Consider the following 17,897-nt stretch of genomic DNA (forward strand, 5'->3'; position numbering starts at 1 on the left):
TATGGAAAGGCGCTATGGGCCTCGTGCTAATTGATAAACAACTGGTATTCGACGAAGACAATTTCCTCTTGTTTCGGCTTGATACCGCTGGTGAAGAGCCCTTGCGGGTAGGTGCAATCGCTAGCCGTTGCCTGGCGATGCTGCTCAGGTCCGGTGGTTCCGTGGTGCGCAAACGCGATCTGATGTCCGGGGCATGGGGCCAATACGGTTTGGAAGTGACCGACAACAGCCTGGCCCAGGTGGTCCGCCAGTTGCGGTTGGCGTTGGAGAAACTGCAACCTGATCGGGACTTCATCCAGACGCTGCCCCGCATCGGTTACAAGCTCTCGGATGGTGTGCGCGTCGAGGAGTGGCCGGGCCTGCCAATCGATAACGCGCATGCCGTTGAAAGCGCGATCCCCATTGATGCACCGCCGCTGGCAAGCCCGGTCGATCAGGCAGAAGAGGTGATTGCGTGCCCGTCGATGCCGCCGACACACGCCGCGGCCGACACCGATCCTGCGCCATCGCCCGTAAGTCCTGTGACACCGCAACGGCGTTGGGGCCTATGGCTCGCGTTGCCCGTGTGGGGCGCGTTGGCATTCCTGCTGGGCAACCTGGGATGGGGACTGTCCGTTGATGCGCCAGCGCCCGAATTCACTGCGCCCGTGACCATGGGGGACGTGCACGTGCATCGTTCGGCTCAAGACGTGCAAATTCTGGCAGCGCCCCATCTGCAACGGATGGTCGAGCACAGTCGAAAACTGGCGGAGTTGCTGGATCTCTCGGCGCAAAACATCCACCTGTACCTGTTACCGTCGCGTCGTGGGGCGGATCAGATCCTGTGCGATGGCGAACTGGAGAACGCCGACAGCCGCTGCATAGGCGTAAAACAAAATGACTAGACGCGCGGAAAATGCAGCGTGGTGCCTGGCCTTCGTGGTTCTGGGGCTGTTGGGTGTGGCGCTGGGCCGGTGGACAGCAGAGCGTGATGCGCGGCTGGACCTTTGGTGCACGGGGGAGAGCGCGCATGAAGCGTTTTCCGGCGTGCGTCCGGCCTGGTTGACGACGCGTTTCAGGCTGGATTTGAGCCCCGGCGGGATCAGCCATATGCGCATGATCGCCCAATTGGTCGATGCCGAAACCGGGGCTGAAATCGGCACGATCCACCGCAACAGTGCCTTTGAAGTGGCTCAACAGAAGCAGCGCTTGCAGCTCAATGTGATGCGCGGTGCCAAGGGCGAAGCCGACAGCCCGATTGCTGATTTGTCAGGCAGGTTGAGCATGTTTATTTTTCGCCCCGACAGCAGCCTGAGCTACTGGGTGCGGTCGTTGTCGCAGACGCGTTACCTGTTCGATGATGGCAATGACATGTTCATCTTATGCTCGAAAAGGTAACGCATCGGCGGGGCCGATCCGCGTCAGCGAACGCCGGCGCCCGCCATGGATTCCGGTACCCACTGCGCCGTCGATAACGGCTGGATGTAGTGGATTCCGCCATGGGGACCGACCACGCCGTTGATGTTGTAGGTGCCCAGGGACAGGTCGTACGTCATGAACGGCGTGGCATCCGGGACCTGCTCGTCATAGCTCTGGCTGAGGAATGCGAAGGAACCACGGTAAAGCTGACCACGGGTGTCGAACTGATCGGAGGCGACGGCGGCCCAAGTGTCTTCATCCAGGTAGAAGCGGCGTTTCTGGTAGATGTGCTTTGCGCCCGGCTTGAGGTTGCCTTCCACGACATAGACCCGGTGTTTTTCCCAGCGTACGAAGTCCGGGGAAATGAAGTTGGGGGTGGTCAGCGACTTGGCATCCCGGGCATAGGTCAGTTTGTACGTGTTGTAGGGCACGATCATTTCTTTCTTGCCCACCAGCGTCCAGTCATACAGTTCCAGGGCACGGGCGGTGCCGGGGTTCGGGGTGTCGTAGGCCAGGATCGAAATCTGTTTGACCCGGCGCTGGGCCGGCATGTACTGCCAGGCGCGACCGGGACGCTGCAGTGGGTTGGTGGCGTTCTTGAGCATGATCGACTCGCCGGCACGCCGCGCAGGCCCGGTGTAGGACAGTTTCAACTGGTAGTAGATGTCGGAGTTGTTGATCGGTTTCGACATGTTCTCGTAAATCGGAAACGAGACAAATGCCTCGCCGGTGACAGCCAGGCTCGGCACGCCCGCCGAGTCGACACTCCAGGAATCGTACTTGGAACGGGTGTTGACGCCCTGGTAGCGCAGCAGGAAATTCCACATCGCCTCGGCACCCGATTGCGGAATCGGGAACGGCACACCGGGCAATACATTATCGAACGCTAGCCCGCCGTTGAGTGACCTGGCGTCGGTGGCGTTCTTGCGGCTATTGTCCAGCACCGCCTGCGGCAGCGATGCCGTGCGGTGGGTCGGGTAAACATCGATGCGGTAGTCGGGGAAACGCTTGGCCAATGTGACGGTGGTTTCCGTCAACATGCTCTTGTACTGATCAACGTTCTTGCCGTTGATGACCAGTAGCGGTTTCTCGCCTGCATAGGGGTCCGGGCGCATGCTGTCACCGGTCTTGAAACCGGTCGGCGCAGTGGTCAGGCCTCCGCTGTATGCCGGGATGGAACCATCGGAATTCCCGGCTTTTTCAGCCCCCACCATAGTGAGGCGGGCGCCCAGTTCAGACGCTTCCTGACTCGTTACCAAGGCCTGTGCATCAAAGGCCAGTGTCGTCAGGAATGAAGCAGTCACAAGACTTTTCACGAATTTCATATTGTTATTCTCCTGCTCGGCGTACCAAACATCGCGTGACTCAGGCGGAGCTTTTTAGTGCGGACATTAAAACGCCCCCGAATAGGGGGCGCTTTTCATTTGACGACAGTCGCTTGGCTATCAATGACAGCCGCCAACTCATGCGCGGGCATGTCAGCTGCGGTTTAGACAGCTGGATGCGGGGAGGGAGGTGCCTGCGATGGCTATCGGTTGAAGCGCTCGGCCAGGCCGTGCAGATAATCGGCCATTGCCTCAAGGTCCTGGCTGATTGCTGCGCCTTGCTCGGCTTGTCCGGCACTGTGATCACAGAGTTGAGCGATTCGGGTGATCTGTTGATTGATGTCTTCCGTCACGTGGCTCTGTTCTTCGGATGCCGACGCCATCTGTTGGCTCATCTCGGTGATGCGACTCACGGCTTGGCTGATACCGACCAGGGCCGCCTGCACCGCTTCGACACGCTGCATGCTCTCGCGGGAAATCTGCTCACCTTTGCTGGCCGATGAAACGGCGCGATCAACGCCGACATGCAGTGAGGTGATGATGCCGTGGATCTGCTCGGTAGAGGTGCGAGTGCGCTGAGCCAAGGAACGCACCTCGTCGGCGACCACCGCGAAACCTCGTCCTTGCTCGCCTGCCCGGGCGGCCTCGATTGCCGCATTGAGCGCCAACAGATTGGTCTGTTCGGCAATGGACGTGATGACATCCACGACCGTGCCGATCGATTGCGTCTCGCTCGCCAACGTGTTGACTGCCTGGCCGATGTCGTTGACGGCCTCATTCATGGCTTCCATGGCGCTCAGGCTTTGCTGGGCCAGTTGACGGCCGTCTTTGGTCAACTGATCGGCTTCGGATGCGGCATGCGCCGTACTGATGACGTTTTCCGTCACTTGTTGATTGGTGGCCGCCATCTGCGAAATGGCAGCGGCAGACTGATCCGTTTCATTGCGCTGACGATCCAGCGACTGCGCTTGCGAACCGGAAAGTTCGGATGACTGGGACGCCTTGGCCTTCACGTTGACCACCGCATCGACCAGCCTGGTCAGGGCTGTCTGCAATCGCGCTTCCTCACTGAGCATGGCCATGTCCAGTCGACCCTGGGGACCATGGTTGTCGCTGTAGGTGAGCGCAACCAGCGGATCGGAAAATGCTTTCGGGTGCTCGGCCAAGGTGCGCTCAATGGCGCTGCGCTGCCGGGACTCGATCAAGTACCAGGCAATACACAGACTCGCTACCAGCACGCCCTGAGCCGCAGCGTCGGGTAACAAGTGTTGAGCCAGCAGTGAAGCACCGCCAGCTACCACCAATGGCCAACCGTTTTTCAGGGGGCGCAGAATCCGCGCGCTCCGGGCAACGATCGGCTTGCCGGCCCGCATCCTGGCATAGAGGGCGGCTGCCCGACGGACCTGGTCGCGGGTGGGCACCGAGCGCACGGACTCGTAACCACTCAAGCGTCCGTTTTCATAGATGGCCGTGACGTAGGCACTGACCCAATAGAAATCACCATTTTTCGAGCGGTTTTTCACAATGCCCATCCAGGGCTTGCCTTGCTTGATGGTGTGCCACATATGAACAAACACCCCGGGTGGCATGTCGGGGTGTCGAACCAGGTTATGCGTCTGACCGACCAATTCGTCGTAAGTGAAACCGCTGATGTCGGCGAAGGCGTCGTTGCAGTAGGTGATGCGGCTGTCCAGGTCGGTCGTGGAGATCAATCGCTGGTCGGCGGGGAAGGTTCTTTCATGCTCGGTAACGGGCAGATTCACTCGCATAGAGTGCAATTCCTTTTCGGATTATTAGTATGAGTCAGAGCATGTAAATCAGAACTGGCAGAGCGGCGGTACCGGACAAGTACCCGTGCCTCAGGCTTCGTTCTACGCGGTTTTCCTTGCGGTAGACCACGCATTCGACGACATCCACTTTTCATTTGATGACACATTTCGGCGCCGTTATTGCGCCAAATCAGTTGAAGTGGCCTTTGAGGCCTGGCGTCAGCAGCACCAGCGCCATACCGGTCACCCGTTGGCTCAAACCTCGATCGGCCCAGCGTCCGGCTCGCCTGGCCGCAAGGGCACCGTCTTCGCTCTTTTACGTTTCAACCGTAGCGTTCACACCCACGCCTTTTTCTGGCGACGCAATGTCATGCAGGGAGATCCGTGACGTCTCTGGCAGTGCCAGTCCGCCGGCCAGCGCGAGCAACGCAATCGCGATCAGATAGAACGCTGGCGACAGGTTGCTGCCGGTGGTGGTGATCAGCCACGTGGCCACCAGCGGTGCGGTGCCGCCAAAAAGGGTGTACGCCATGTTGTAGGTGATCGCCGAGGCGGTGTATCGCGTGCGGGTCGGGAAGGTTTCTGACAGCAGGGCCGCTGTGACCACGCCGCACAACACCGCTCCGACCGCCAGGAGCATCACGCCGACGACGGACGCTGCGAACGAACCGGAACTGGCCATCAGGAACGAGGGGTACACGACCACCATCAACAGCACGCAAGCCGTCACCACCGTCATTCGACGTCCGAACCGGTCTGAATACAGCCCGGCCAGCGGGCAGATCGCCGCAGCGAACAGCAACGCAATCAGTGACACCAGCAACGCAGTGGCACGACTCAGGCCACCCGCAACTTGCAGGTAGGTCGCGAAGTAGGTGGTGAACATATAAAACGAAAGTGCGGTGAGTGACACAAAGGCGCCCAGGCAGCAGATCGCCGCACCATGATTGCGCAATGTTTCCTTGAGGGGAGAGTGGGCGACGGCATGCTCCTCAGTCACCGCCTGGAATGCCGGTGTCTCATCCAGTTTCCAGCGTAAGTAAAGGCCCACCAGGCCCAGCGGCGCCGCAATCAGGAATGGCAGACGCCAGCCCCAGCTGCCCATCGCTTCGGCGGAGAGTGACGCCTCGAGTGCGTAGGCCACCACCGCTGCCGATGCGAAGGCGGAAAATGTCGACACCGGAATGAAGCTGCCGTACCAGGCGCGTTTATCGCTCGGTGCATGCTCCATCAGGTACGCACAGGCCCCTGCGTATTCGCCCCCGGCGGAGAAGCCCTGGGCGCAACGGATCAACGACAGAAGAATCGGCGCCATCACCCCGATTGCGGCATAGCTGGGCAATAGACCGATCAAGGTCGTCGCAGCGGCCATCAGGAGGATCGTCATCGCCAGGGTTCGCTTGCGGCCGATCCGGTCGCCCAGCATGCCGAAGAAAATCCCGCCAAGGGGCCGAAACGCAAACGCCACGGCGAATACCGCAAAGGTCTTCAGCAGCGCGGCACTGGCGTCGCCACTGGGGAAAAATTGCTGGGCGATGGTGGTGGCCAAAAAACCATAGACCGCGAAGTCGAACCACTCGACGAAATTGCCGATGCCGGCGGCCACAATCACTTTTCTCAGCGTACGTGGGCTGACTTGTTCGGTAGTTGCGCTCGTCATACCTGACCTCGACGGTTCATCAATTAGCATTCGATTATCGAGGCAGGCATTGAGGAGGCTCACTCCAAAAGTGTCGTCCACATAGTCAGCACCGACTTCACCCTGTTCAAACAGGCATGATTCGCGCCAGTTGGATTGATTACTGATGTCAGAGCCGGGGGCGTTATGTCGGTCCCAAAATTGCTACTAAAGTGAACAAAGTCATTGATAAAAAACTTTATTAGCTTTAAACGGGAAGCTCGATGGCGCACGGCTAGTATTGAGTCAGCGCGCATCGCCGGTTTTTGGCTCAGGGAGTGCAGATGAGTTTTCGTACATGACCCAATTCCCGTGGCAATCCACAGACTGCGAGGGTGTCGGCACGGTCTGCGCTGGCAATGAGAACACGATCGAACAATTACTCGACTCAGCGCGCAGCTGGGACCATACCCGCGCGTGGGTGGTTTACCGCGCCGGTGAGCAAATGCATCTGCTCGGGCAGGGCGACCCGCAGGCGCAGTGGCCATCAAACGTCGCCAATGAAGCATTCGATGCTTTCTGCGCGACCCGGCGCTTGCAGCGCTGGCCGACCGGTAAAGGTGAAAGTGTTCTGGGCTGGTTATTGGCGCCAGTCAATGATGCCGAGGAACCGGCGCTCGCCGAGTTTGCCCGGCGCCTGGGGATGGAGGTTCAGACCAATTCCCTTGCCCGTGCGCAGATTACTCAGCGTGTGCTGTATGAAATTACCTACCTGGCCAGTTCGACCCGCGACCGGTCTGTGTTCCTGGTCGGTGTTCACCAACTGCTGGCCAGCCTGATCGACGCCGAGAACTTCTATCTCGCCCTGTATGACCCGCACACCGGCAAGATTGACTACCCGTATTACGTCGACATCATCGACGTTGATGCCGTGGAAGCCGAGCATTACGAATATCTCGACATGACGCACTTGTCGTTGACCGGCCAGGTGTTGACCTCCGGCCAGCCGTTGCTGATCGACTCCGCCGGTATTCTTGCGGCTCAGGTCGAGGACCGTTTCCATTGTGTGGGTGATCGTCCGGAGTTCTGGATGGGCGCTCCGCTGAAAAACGCTTCGGATGACGTGTTCGGCATGCTGGCGATGCAGGTGTACGACGTTTCTCGTACCTACAGCGCTGAAGACCGCGCGCTGTTTCTGGTGGTGGCCCGCCACGTGGCCATGGCGCTGGACCGCATTCTGCACCGCGAGGATCTGGAGCAGACGGTGATGCGTCGCACCCTGGAGCTGTCGGCGCTCAACGACGCATTGCGTCAGGAAGTGGCGGAACGGGAGCGTGCCGAACATCTACAGAGCGCGTTGTTCCAGATTGCCGAGCTGTCGAGCCGGCCGGGCGATATGGCTGAGCTGTTTCAAACACTGCATGGCATCGTCGGCGAACTGCTGTTCGCGCAGAACTTTTACATTGCACTGTTCGAGGACGCGACCGGTGAAGTGACCTTTCCCTATTACGTCGATGAGCGGCAGACGACCCGTCCGATGGCTCGGCGTGGGCGACGGGGTTTGACGGAGTACGTTATCCGCCAGCGTCGTCCGTGCCTGATTGACGCAGACGAGGCTGAGCGCTTGGCTGCGCAGGGTGAAATTGAACGGGCCCATGAGTCTGTCCGCTCCTTCTCCTGGCTGGGCATTCCATTGTTCGATGGCGATGTGGTGCGGGGCATGCTGGCGGTGCAAAGCTATACCTCACCGGTGCGCTATACCCTGCGTGACCAGGAACTGCTGACGTTTGTGTCGCGCCACATTGATACCGCGTTGTCGCGGCGTACGGCCGCCGAAGCGATTCATGCCGCCAATCTCAGGCTGGAGGCCCGGGTGCAGAACCGCACCCGCGAACTCGATCACGCCAATGCCAAGCTGCAACACGAAAACTCTCACGATGCGCTGACCGGGCTACCGAATCGCACCTACCTGCAACAGCGCCTCAATCTGGCCTGGTCGCAGTTCCTCAGCGAAGGTGGGCACCTGGCGGTCATGTTCATCGACCTCGACCGTTTCAAAATGGTCAACGACAGCCTCGGCCACCATTTTGGCGACCTGCTGTTGATGCAGGCTGCCCACCGGTTACGCGGGTGCCTGCGCGAAGCCGACATGTTGGCTCGTTTGGGGGGCGATGAGTTTTCGGTGCTCGCGCCCGAGGCGCCGCTGGATGTGATGATCGAAATCGCCGAACGGATCCTGGTGGCGTTTGACCTGCCGTTTTTCATCAATGGCTATGAAGTCTTTTCGTCCTGCAGCATCGGTATTGTCAGCGCCGACACGCAGTTCCATGACGAGCCCGCCGACCTGCTGCGCGATGCCGATGCGGCAATGTATCGGGTCAAGAGCGCCGGACGCGACAGTTACGCCGTGTTCAACCAGGAAGTGCGCCGTGAAGTCTCTGACCAGGTCGAGCGTGAAGGCGCCTTGCGCAACGCGCTTAAACGGACCGACGAACTGCTGCCGTATTTCCAGCCGATTGTCAGCGTCGAAACCGGCGAGCTGTTGGCCCTTGAGGCGTTGATCCGCTGGCATCAACCGGGCGGCCGGGTGATCGCGCCGGGCGAGTTCTTGCCCGATGTCGAAGGTTTGCGCCTGATCGGTCGCCTGGACCTGTACATGCTCACCAGCATCGCCGTGATCCTTGCACAGCCCGAGCACGCCAATTGGCCTGCGGTGCACGTCAATTGCTCCAGCTACAGCATGACGCGCCCCGAGTTCGCCGCAGAGGTGCTTGCCTTGTTGGAGCGGCATCGGGTCGCGCCGTCACGGATCTGCCTGGAACTGACGGAAGGGGCGCTGGTGGCCGAGCCGGCCATTGCCCGGCTGACCATGCAGCAACTGGCCGACAACGGTATGTCGGTGGTGCTCGATGACTTCGGTGCCGGGTTTTCATCCCTGAGCTATGTGCATCAATACCGGTTCAGCGGTTTGAAGATCGACAAGTCGTTCATCCTCGAATTGACCACCAGTGCTCGCAGCCGCGCCATTGTCCGGGCGATTGTGCGGATGGCTGAGTCCCTGGACCTGAGTGTGGTGGCCGAAGGTGTCGAGGATAAAGCGACACTGGAGCTGCTGCGTGAAATAGGCGCCGGGCAGGCCCAGGGTTACTACTTTTCCAAGCCGATGGGGCTGGAGGCATTGTTGGCCAGTGCACTGGTGAGTGCCTAGGGTTTGTGGAGGTTTCGCGACCGGCGGGAAGCGACTTCCTTGTGGGACGGCCTATGTCGACCTATCGTTAAATCCCCTGAGGTCATGCTGCTGTTGTAGGAGCGAGCCTGCTCGCTCCTACAGAGAAGAATCGGCATTGCCGACCAGGCAAGAACTGATTGATGACTCTGGAAGGAGGTAAATCATGATTCGCACGTTTTATCTGACAGCCCTGGCCACTTTGGCCATTGCCGCGGGCGGTACCTGGTTGCCGACGCAGGCCTACGCGACCGATCAGGCAGACCAGCGACAGGAATCGCGAGATACCAAGCAGGAAGGGCGCGACGCATCCCGAGAGGTCAAGGAAGAATGCAAGGAAGGCGATGAAAAGAGCCGCAACGACTGTCGCCAGGACAAGCGCAGCACCAAGCAGGACAACCGTGACACCGCGCGAGACATCAAATACTAATCACCTGCCTCCAGCCCCCCGCATCACGCGAGGGGGCTGAAAAGGGGCGACTCTTTCCTGCTTGATCTATTCTCCGAATTCGCCTCGGGCAGCCGAACATACGGTCTCAGTTCTGGACTTCGTCCATCGAACGGCTCGACGACGCCGCGTCTTTTTCCGTTTCATGTGTTTGCGCCCCCGAATTTGAACCTGCCGCCTCTTCGCCTTTTTTGTCGGACTTCTCCTCATTCGATTCAGGCCCTTGAGGCGTGTTGACGCCCGGAACAGCATCCGGGGGGAGGGTGTGCTCATGAACATTCTTCTCGGCTGCCAGCGCTGAAAATGAGCCCATCGACAACAAGCTTGCCAGCGTAAGTACGGCTATTTTTCTGTTCATGACGGGGCGCCATCCATTCGAGGGGTATAGAGCGTTGGAAGCGCAGGCACGGCGAAAGGTGCTGACTCGCTGACGAGCGGCAGCAAGTTGCCGCCCGGAAGGACACTCGGTGAGCCGTCGTGGCTCACGAGCTTGAATAATTTGACCTCCAGCCTCGGTCAGTTGGCCTTCACCACCGGCGGCGGGGTCCAGTCACCGTCGAGGGCGTCGGCTTGCGGCCAGTAGGCGCGGATGTACAACGAGAAGTCGGCGTCTTTTGGCGCAGGCAACCAGTTGCTTTCCTTGTCTTTGCCCGGCGACTCGCTCTGCACATACAGCGTCAGCGACCCGTCAGGGTTGGTTTGCAGGGATTTGTTCTTGGTGCCGATGGAGTACCGCTTCAGCTCATTGGGTGAGAAGAAGTGCTGTTCGTTGTACAGCGTCAGTGACCAGAAACCCTTGACCGGCGGCAGCTTGCCCTTGGCGAACGTCACGCTGTAGCCGTACCGGCCATTGAGGCGCAAACCGTTCTGGTCGAGGTCCTGGTAGAAGTATTTGGTTTCTTTCTGCGGGTTCACGAAAATATTCGAACGCGCCACCGCCGTACGGGTGAAGTAGTCCGTGCCAAAGGCTGCACCATTGTTCACGGTGCTCCAGTGATCCGGTAATTGCAGGCCATAGTTGCGGAACTGCAACAACGGGTCGATCACTTCGCTGTCGGCTTTTCTCGCTTCGTCGATCATCGCGGCCCGAAGTTTCGGATCGGCCTTGGCGATGGCCGCCAGGGCAGACATTTGCGCGTAACGAGCCTCTTCGCCCGGCAAAGGCTTGGCGTCCTTGAGCAGGGCCGGCAGCTCGTCGAAGAACGTCTCCGGTGTCACCCACTTGGTTTCGGCGTTGCCTTCGGCGCCCTGAGCGGGGAATTTCGGCTGTTGCCTCCAGTCGCGTCGTTTGGCCTTGCCGTCGTACTTGGACAGCGGGTACATGTCGATCCCGGCCAGTGCCGGTTGTACAGCCAAGCGGTCTTCGGCGGTGTCGTCCTGGAATACCCGTGGAATCACGAAGCCGGTGTTGGTGCGTGCGCGGTAAACCCGGGTAATGCCCGGCGGTACCTTACCGTTCCAGTCCGGGCCCACCAGCAGGTAAAACCCCGGCTGAGTGTTATACATCTTGCCCAGTTCGGCGAAGCTGTCGGAGCGCAGGTCCACCACTTGGTAGACCCAGAAGCGTTTACCGAAGTCCGGCACTTGCAACACCACCGGCTCGATATCCAGCGCAATGCTGCCGGCGCCGTACACCACGTCCTGGTTCGGGTAGGCCACCAGCCGTTCGGCCGGGTCGATGTAATCGCTGAGCATCGACAGCTGATTGATCGGCGCCACAGGCACAATCCCGCCCATCAAGCCTGGCTGGGGCAGGTCCTTGAACGTCTGGCGGCGGTTGAAGATGTTGGCCATCGGCCAACCCCAGAAATAGGCCTCGCGCGCCATCATGCGCACATAGGGCTCGGTCACTTTTGTGCCCGCGACGGGGCCGGCGACGGCGGTGGCGGCCGGGGCAGCAGGGCTCTGGGCGGCCAGCACGGAGGTTGTGCCGAAGGTACTGACGAAGGTCAGGGCGAATAGGGCTTGGCGCCGGGACAATCGATTCATAAAGCGTCCTTACTTGATGGCAATGACCTGATACAGGTGATCTGGCTGAAAGATAGCTCATCTTGGTTGCAGTGATGAAAAAACGGGCCGATTAACACCGTAAAGCGACGCTGCTCGGGTGATCCTACGGACAGTTAGCGAGCACCCCGGGACACATCACGCAGTGAGTTTCAAATTGCTTCATTCTCCAGTCATTTTTATTGTCCAGGTTGAACACTCTCGCGTGCCCGAAAGCCTGGTTTTGCGGGGGGAGGGAAGGGGGATGGCAGGGGGCAGCCGACCATCCTCTTTGCCTTTGTAGTAAAGGTAAAGGGCAGACGAATTGACCCCTGCTTCCTTGGCGAACTGGCGCAGCGTCATCGATTTGACAATGCCGAAATCTTGTTCGATGGCAATCGGCATGGAGTCATGGAGCGATTGGGGCTAGGTCCGGATGTTTGCCTTGCAGAGATCGATCAACTACGTGAGGCGGGTGCGATAATCTTGGAAGCGCTGCCAACGCGGCCGAGGAGTTGACTGGAAAGCAATATCGATACTTAGCTCTACTAAATAGCCGTTTAGTCGTTTTAAGTGCGCTCCCCATGATGCGGCTTTAGCTCCATTATGCTTCGACTTTTTTGGCCGGGAAGGAATTGCATCAACTACTATGCGATCGTATTCGACCCTATATAGCTGACGGTTGCGACAGGCAAAAATCGACCGATTCTGTTGAAAAAGTCGGTTTTCTCAAACAGCCAGAATACTGATCGGCGAAAGCATCTTTTTTGAAATCCGAGTCCGAATACCTCTGCGCCGATTCTAGATTTCAATCTCAGGCGCGTACTTTTCTGCCGTGAAAACCACGCTTGACTTTTTCAACAGAATCGAGCCAAAGCTGACGCTCATCAGGACTTCTCTTCAGGCCTCACTATATTCGACTCAATCTTCTTCCCCATGCTAATGCGTGGTTCGGTCGAATAGCCAAGAGATTCATAAAAGGCTTTGACACTTTCATTTGAGCTGACGATTTGCAGATTGATTTTCATGCACCCTCGCGCCGTCAACGCACCCTCTGCATGGCGGACTAGATTCATCCCTACGCCGTTTCTGCGGTGCGACGGGTGCACCGCCGACGAATACAACCATCCACGATGGCCGTCGTATCCAGCGAGAACGGTGCCAACAACTTCATTTCCTGACAGGGCAACAAAGAAAAGGCCGTCCGCTGCGGCCAGTTTTTTGTCGATAGCAAGGCTGGGAGTGTTATGCGCGGTTTCGTAACCGAATACGGTTTCCCAGAGCTCCATGACGCAACGGCGATGGTGTTCATTTGAGTAGTCGGTAATAGCATCCATGGTGTAGCCCTCACATTGAAGGGGCTGACGCTAGCGCTTTGGCGTAGGTAATGTCCACTGTCTCTTCTTGGCCGATTGTGTTGAAAAAGTCGGTACTTCCAAACTGCCCGCGTACTGGCTACTCAAAATGCCTTTTTTGCGCTCAGCTACGCGAAATCTGAGCCCGGAATCCTCTGCACAAAGTAAAGATTTCAATCTCAAGCGCTTACTTTTCTGCCGCGTAAACCATGGCCGACTTTTTCAACAGAATCGGCCGTATCCTACCTTTCGCGACTGGCAGAAATCGGCCACCCCAGCATCGCATCACCGTAAGGGATCCATGAACCCCGCATTCAAGGTCAACGGCCAGGAACCCTATACGTGGCTGACCCCACGTACTGGAGCGACTGCCACATGCGCAGTCGGTGGCCGACTACGAAGCGCTGCTGCCGTGGAACTGCTCACCGGAAATGCCACGGTAAACGAGAACCCCATCTTTCGGTAGGTGAGGATTATGGATCACGTACCGAAGAACAGGTCTGAACAAGGTCTGAAAGGGAACGGATCTATTTTCGTCCCCTGATGCACGGCTCGGTGGCCCGAACCGACGTTCTGCCAGCGGGTGAATTCCGCATCTGACTACAGAACCGAAACGGTGGTGTTTGACAACGGCAATGCGGCGCTAGTTTTCAACCTTTTCTACAAACTGCAGAAAATCCACCGGCGGATAGAGTTGAAGCTTTTTCGCGACCGCCATATTGACTATGTAGGCAAACTGATCGATCGCAAGCACAGGCAAGTCGCCTGGCTTTTTCCCCTCTACGACGATCCGGACGGCTTGCTTGGCAGCCAGTTTTCCGACGTCGAAATCGCGTGCAGCAACAGACATCAAAGCCTGGGACTCACTCACAAGGTGCTCGTAAGGGCTCAGTACCGCAATGCCATTTTCCACCGCGGACTCTGTGAAGATTTTTCCCTGCTTTTCCAAGAACGTACTTGAACCCAAATACACCCACTGAACCCCTTTGGCTTTCAATTGCGCCATATTAGAAGCAATCGACTCGGCCGTCGGTGTGCCATCAACTCCCTTATCAAGAGGTAAGGCATCGAACTTGATCTTGAGTTGATCGGTGAGGGACTGCATTTCCGCAACCTTGCTCACGGAATTGGGCTCACTGGTATCGAAGATCATGCCCAGGTGACTGAAGCCGGGCATATACCGTTGAATGCTTTTTATGTTTACTGCTTCTGGCACGCGATTACGAGTCCCGGTGACGTTAGGTCTTCCTGTGTTTTCATAGCTTTGAATGATGTGGGTGCCAACCGGATCGGCAACCACGGTAAAAATAACCGGGATATCAACCAAAAATCCGGGGTCATGATCATTGAGAGTGCCGATCATCCCTAGCGTTGCTTTAGTGCCCCAGGTAATCACGGCATCGACATTCAAAGCGCGGGCCTCTGCTGCAAACGCAGGCAATTTGCTTTTGTCTTGAGAGGCATCACGAACAAGAATTTCAGCATCGATATTGTTCTCTGCGATGTATTCCTTTACTCCTTTACAAACGTCTTCGCAGCCTAGCCAAGCCACCATCATGATCGTCTTCTTTCCGGCTGCATTCACGAGCGGAGGCGCAACTGCCCCCACAAAGCTCATAAGCAGTAGCGCCGTAAACACTCTTCTATAGCCAGTCATAAATGTTCCCTTCAATTGTTTTAGTTATTACGACTTGGGGTTGATGCTGACAGGTATAGAAGCGCTCCGGACAGCACGAGGATTGCGATGGTGTAAATGGCCCCGACATAGCCAATGTAATCGGCAGCAGTGGCAATGCATACAAGCGCCACAATGCTTGCGCTCCGTTCGATGATGCGCGCGGCAGCAATCGCAGAATTGGTGCCCAAATGGGCCAGCGAAGTTTCGGCAACATCCATGACCATTGCAGTCTGGGGACCTCGTACCAAGCCATGGCCAACTCCCGCGCCAATCATCGCGAACCCCATCATCCCTATGCTTGGCCAGGTGGCGGCAACAAGCAACGAGGTACCTCCTATAAAAGAACCCGGAATCACAATGTTGCGGGCACTAACGCCACGTTCGGCCAGTTTTCCGTACAGCGAGCCGGAAATAATGATCATCAAGAAATAGATCATGAGTAATCGACCAATGTCCGCTGCGCTGGCGCCAAGCGACTCCATTAGTAGTGAGAGCAAATACGAGATGAACACCATATCCAAAATTGCCTGAGGCGCGATGATGCCAAATGCAAGGCTTGCAAAACGCGGATTTCGAAAAGTCGCGAAGACATCCTTACTTGATCGCCTCGGTCTATCTGTCTTGCGGCTGTCAACGTGGCGCTGGTGGGGAAGTTGCCAATAGATGAGTGCTCCGGAAACCAGAATCAGCGCGGCACTAATGACAAATACCGCAGAATATCCGAGCCGATCGGCGAGGATGCCACCTAGCGCAGAGCCAGCAAAAATACCGCCAAACATAGCCGCGGAGAATAAACCTAACGAGCGTGCACGCTCGTCCTTGTGCGCTACGTCCAGTACGTAATCCTGGCAGGCCAAATACGCAAATGCATATCCCGCGCCGCACATCAGGTTAAAAAAAGTGATCGCCGGGACATTTCCGGCAACGCACATACCGAGCTTTGCGATGACCGTCGCTGCGGCGGCCACCAGGAAAAGTTTGCGGTGGCCGAAACGTTCTGAAAGTGGACGAACAAACGGTGTCACGGTCAGCACCGCAATAAGGTAAGCCGTAAGCGGCAGACTGGTGACCGCACCCTCGCTCAACCAAGGTATCGGATTGTGTGCAGACTTGACGAATATGGAAAAAAAGGACGTCTCCATTTCATCGGCGGCGGCGAATAGAAATAATGCGAGACGCACATCGATAAGGCTGCAAAAACGAATCCAGCGTGGGCCAATATCGTGAAGGCCGAACGCTTTGCCGATTGAATTCAAATCGGCGGTTTCAGCCAAGGGGGGTGTGCCATTCACGGCAGCCAGCCGTGCACGATGAAACATGGCATGGAGAGCTTTTGCACGCTCGGAGAGGCAGGTACTCACCTGATCGACCACATCCCTGCTCAAAGAAGCTATGCACGTCGAAAAATTTCCTGCGGCTTGTAGCGCAACAATGTAGTGAAGCCTGTTCAGAGGTGCCGTGAGAGACACACTCATCATGACCGCAATTAATTCAAGTGCCAGTAGCACTATCACGACAACAATCACACCAAGATCCAGAGCGACACTTTTGAACAGCTCTGCGATATAAGCTGAATTGGATTGCGTTGTGACGGCTCCAACGACCTTGCCATTGAGATAAATCGGAAGTTTTTGGGTATTGCTCAGAGCACGGTTGAGGGTGCTTGCGGTGTGTTGATCTTCTCCTACTTCAATGATTGGGTAGTCAGTGGACACGCCGAAGTAAGAAATTTCCGGAAACTCAGCGAGGAGGTGTCGGAAGTATTCGGTCCCGCCCACCATGCTTTCAATCGGCACACCTGCGTTGACGGTGCGCTGCATGGTTGCATCGGCTATCGTGCCGATGAGTTGGGTACGTTTGACAAGCTCTGGATGAAAGGATTGATCGACGCTTATATACGCCACCACGCCCAGCAACAGTGCCGGGCCGATCACCAAGGCAGCCGCCCAGGGCAAGATTTGGCGTGCGGCGTTTCGATCGAGCACGGTTTGCGGTATTGCGATCAACTGAGTATTGAGTAATTCCGGATTTGAAAAGGGTGACGCTGGCGTTATGGTCTCTGCAGCGCAATAGCCCATCTCCTTCATTGCAGCCTTGTACTGCTTCGATGCGCCAATGAGATCGTTGTGAAGTGTGATGACTTCCTGTGTCAAAAAGCCATAGTCTTCTCCTGTAGAGTTCTTGTTTGAAACATCTGACTGTGCCGCAGACGCTTCGTTTGAGGTGTCCTTGAGTCCCGCCTGCAGGGAAATGAGGCCGCCGATAGCGCCAAGTAATTTCAACCTGAACAACAGAAAGGAAAGAGCAGAAAAGATCGCCAGCAAGGCAACGGAGGCCAGTGTGATGTCTTTGCGAATGTGTGCCGATCGGTCTTGCAGCTCCTTTTTTGGATAAATCGCAACGACGCTGCCAAGTAGAGTGCCCGATTCATTCACTATGGATCGCCCACTGGCCACCGAATTAGTGTCTTCAAGGTCCCACTTGCCATCCTTATTCAATACCTGCGCATGCGACAGTTCATCTGCAAGTTCGCTGTCAAGCGTCTCACCGGTTGACTTAATAATATCCCCGGATGCGCTCAATAATTCGATGCCGGAAATATTAGGATCCGTTTCCCTGGCGCGACTGAGCAGGCCTTCAGAGTTGCGCACTGATGTGAGTGGAAGCCCCATGGCCGCCACATCACGAAACGGTGCGGCAGTTGCCTCGGCCACAACAGATAGTCTTTGGCGTGTCAAATGTGAAAGCATGGCGTCGTGCTGGAGAACTACCAATACCGCCAGGACGGTAAGTACCGTTGCAATTGTGACGGTCAATGCGATCCAACACCTAAGATGCAAGCTGAGGTTTCGCACTACCTTCACACTCCCCTAGCAGGCCTTTCAAAAAACGCACTACCAGCCTGACAAACTTCAAAAACGATCAGGTGATACACAGCCTAGCAGTAACTGGGCGCCGAGCTTTTCCCGACCGTTCAGTATCCCAAGCCAGCGCCTGATGGCGATTGCGCGCAGGACACTTCTGCGTGTCGATTTCTTGGTTCATCGTTCGTTTTCTGGTAACCAAATTTTGCTACGGATCGCGTTATGGCTTA

General features: G+C 57.1%; 13 protein-coding genes and 2 pseudogenes. 5 read left to right on the forward strand and 10 right to left on the reverse strand.

Annotated features, from left to right (window positions below):
• Positions 1–14 precede the first annotated feature (14 nt).
• Positions 15–884 (forward strand): transcriptional regulator, encoded by an 870-nt coding sequence (locus CKW15_RS21015; RefSeq protein WP_095060428.1) that lies wholly within the window; start codon positions 15–17, stop codon positions 882–884.
• Positions 877–1,377 carry a hypothetical protein gene (locus CKW15_RS21020; RefSeq protein ID WP_095152640.1) on the forward strand — a complete coding sequence of 167 codons (501 nt, stop codon included), beginning with the start codon at positions 877–879 and terminating at the stop codon, positions 1,375–1,377. The genes CKW15_RS21015 and CKW15_RS21020 overlap by 8 nt, the downstream gene beginning before the upstream one ends.
• Positions 1,378–1,400: 23 nt before the next feature.
• Here the strand turns inward: CKW15_RS21020 and CKW15_RS21025 are convergent, their stop codons facing one another.
• From CKW15_RS21025 to CKW15_RS21035, 4 genes and pseudogenes are all read right to left on the reverse strand, one after another.
• A complete protein-coding gene (locus tag CKW15_RS21025) occupies positions 1,401–2,723 on the reverse strand; it encodes a DUF1329 domain-containing protein (protein WP_095060432.1) in 1,323 nt (440 codons plus the stop codon).
• 203 nt (positions 2,724–2,926) lie between these two features.
• Positions 2,927–3,961: a methyl-accepting chemotaxis protein gene (locus CKW15_RS21030; protein WP_371856313.1), complete on the reverse strand. Its 1,035-nt coding sequence runs from the start codon at positions 3,959–3,961 to the stop codon at positions 2,927–2,929.
• A gap of 240 nt (positions 3,962–4,201) precedes the next feature.
• Positions 4,202–4,492, reverse strand: a pseudogene (locus CKW15_RS29145) (PAS domain-containing protein); the annotation flags it as partial.
• Positions 4,493–4,808: 316 nt separating this feature from the next.
• Positions 4,809–6,152, reverse strand: a complete 1,344-nt coding sequence (locus CKW15_RS21035) for an MFS transporter (RefSeq protein WP_095060436.1) — start codon at positions 6,150–6,152, stop codon at positions 4,809–4,811.
• A 316-nt stretch (positions 6,153–6,468) separates the two neighbouring features.
• On the opposite strand from CKW15_RS21035, the gene CKW15_RS21040 reads away from it, so the two are divergent.
• Together CKW15_RS21040 and CKW15_RS21045 are read left to right on the forward strand one after the other, a co-directional pair.
• Complete coding sequence (locus CKW15_RS21040) at positions 6,469–9,318, forward strand: EAL domain-containing protein (RefSeq protein WP_095152641.1); 2,850 nt, start codon at positions 6,469–6,471, stop codon at positions 9,316–9,318.
• 184 nt (positions 9,319–9,502) lie between these two features.
• Complete coding sequence (locus CKW15_RS21045) at positions 9,503–9,766, forward strand: hypothetical protein (RefSeq protein ID WP_095060440.1); 264 nt, start codon at positions 9,503–9,505, stop codon at positions 9,764–9,766.
• Positions 9,767–9,872: 106 nt separating this feature from the next.
• On the opposite strand, the gene CKW15_RS21050 is transcribed toward CKW15_RS21045, so the two are convergent.
• The 4 genes from CKW15_RS21050 to CKW15_RS21065 form a co-directional block, all read right to left on the reverse strand.
• Positions 9,873–10,142: a hypothetical protein gene (locus CKW15_RS21050; RefSeq protein ID WP_095060442.1), complete on the reverse strand. Its 270-nt coding sequence runs from the start codon at positions 10,140–10,142 to the stop codon at positions 9,873–9,875.
• Positions 10,143–10,300: 158 nt separating this feature from the next.
• Positions 10,301–11,773 carry a DUF1254 domain-containing protein gene (locus CKW15_RS21055; RefSeq protein WP_095060444.1) on the reverse strand — a complete coding sequence of 491 codons (1,473 nt, stop codon included), beginning with the start codon at positions 11,771–11,773 and terminating at the stop codon, positions 10,301–10,303.
• Positions 11,774–11,953: 180 nt separating this feature from the next.
• The gene (locus tag CKW15_RS21060) at positions 11,954–12,175 is read right to left on the reverse strand and encodes a TetR family transcriptional regulator (RefSeq protein ID WP_095060446.1); all 222 of its coding nucleotides are present in this window, start codon (positions 12,173–12,175) and stop codon (positions 11,954–11,956) included.
• 482 nt (positions 12,176–12,657) lie between these two features.
• The gene (locus CKW15_RS21065; protein WP_095056193.1) at positions 12,658–13,107 is read right to left on the reverse strand and encodes a GNAT family acetyltransferase; all 450 of its coding nucleotides are present in this window, start codon (positions 13,105–13,107) and stop codon (positions 12,658–12,660) included.
• Positions 13,108–13,372: 265 nt separating this feature from the next.
• On the opposite strand from CKW15_RS21065, the pseudogene CKW15_RS29150 reads away from it, so the two are divergent.
• Positions 13,373–13,568, forward strand: a pseudogene (locus CKW15_RS29150) (transposase domain-containing protein); the annotation flags it as partial.
• A 200-nt stretch (positions 13,569–13,768) separates the two neighbouring features.
• On the opposite strand, the gene CKW15_RS21070 reads toward CKW15_RS29150, so the two are convergent.
• On the reverse strand, positions 13,769–14,782 hold the full coding sequence (locus tag CKW15_RS21070; RefSeq protein WP_095056194.1) for an ABC transporter substrate-binding protein: 1,014 nt from the start codon (positions 14,780–14,782) through the stop codon (positions 13,769–13,771).
• A gap of 20 nt (positions 14,783–14,802) precedes the next feature.
• On the reverse strand, positions 14,803–17,619 hold the full coding sequence (locus tag CKW15_RS21075; RefSeq protein WP_095152642.1) for an MFS transporter: 2,817 nt from the start codon (positions 17,617–17,619) through the stop codon (positions 14,803–14,805).
• Positions 17,620–17,897 lie beyond the last annotated feature (278 nt).

It is taken from the genome of Pseudomonas sp. Irchel s3b5 (assembly GCF_900187435.1).
In the GTDB taxonomy this organism is placed as follows: Bacteria; Pseudomonadota; Gammaproteobacteria; order Pseudomonadales; family Pseudomonadaceae; genus Aquipseudomonas.